The 874-nt window shown below is 67.2% G+C and carries 1 protein-coding gene; it reads right to left on the bottom strand.

The window, feature by feature from the left end:
- Window positions 1-20: 20 nt before the first annotated feature.
- Window positions 21-874 (bottom strand): IS66 family transposase (tnpC, locus tag AC13HU_RS37750; RefSeq protein ID WP_483046521.1); only part of this gene is annotated, 854 nt, incomplete at its 5' end.

The raw sequence follows: 874 nt of genomic DNA, 5'->3' as shown, positions 1-874 counted from the left end.
GTGACTGCTCAGGTGCTTGATTACGCGTGTGTGGGCGGTAGCCAGACGTTTCCGGCGAAGAGGTCGCGGAGGACGGTCATGGGGTTGAGGCCGTGTTTGCGGGCGGTGGAGAGGTAGGAGCGCACGAGGAGCCAGCGGTTGGCGCCTTCGAGGGTGCGCCAGCCGCCGGTGACCTTCATCTGGATTTTGGCCATGCGGATGTCTTGCTCGGCCTGGTTGTTGGTGAAGGGCACCGTCAGGTCGTGCAGGAACCGCAGGATGTCCTCGCGCCGGCGGACCAGACGGTCCACGAGCTGCCGGGCGAAGGTCTTCTTCGTCTTCGGCGGCGGATCGGGGTTGGTGGAGCGTCCGACCCGGACTGCCCGGTCGAACTGTGCTTCCAGGGAAGCGATTTCGTCGTTGGTCAGAGCGTCTCGCCCGGCCTTGCGGGCGTTGTGCCCGGCTTCGTTGCCGGCGGTGAGGGCGTCGATGGCGGCTTTCGCCCACTGCTGTCGAGCCGGGTCGGCATGGTGGACGCCGTCCAGGTCGCGCAGGATGTGCGCGTTGCACAACGCGCCGGCAGTTCCGTAGCCAAGGTAGGAGGACCAGGCGTCGGTGACGGTGGTGCCGGTGAAGTACGGCAGTACCCCGGCATCCGCCATGGCGGTCTTGCCGCGCTTGGCGTGGGCCTTGTACCAGGTCAGACGGGTAGTGCAGGCGACGTGGACCCAGTGCAGCGAGGAGCTGACGCGGATCCCGGACTCGTCGAAGTGCGCCACCGGAGCGGACCGCAGCAGCGCCATGACGTGTTCACTGAACGGGATCAGTGCCCCTGCCGCTCGCAGCAGAGCGGCGTGCACGAAGCCCTCCGACAGTCGGGCGTCATGCAGATCGG

Source organism: Streptomyces sp. NH27 (genome assembly GCF_056859195.1).
The sequence above is the reverse complement of the archived record's forward strand: the minus strand, read 5'-3'. Positions and strand labels throughout refer to the sequence as shown.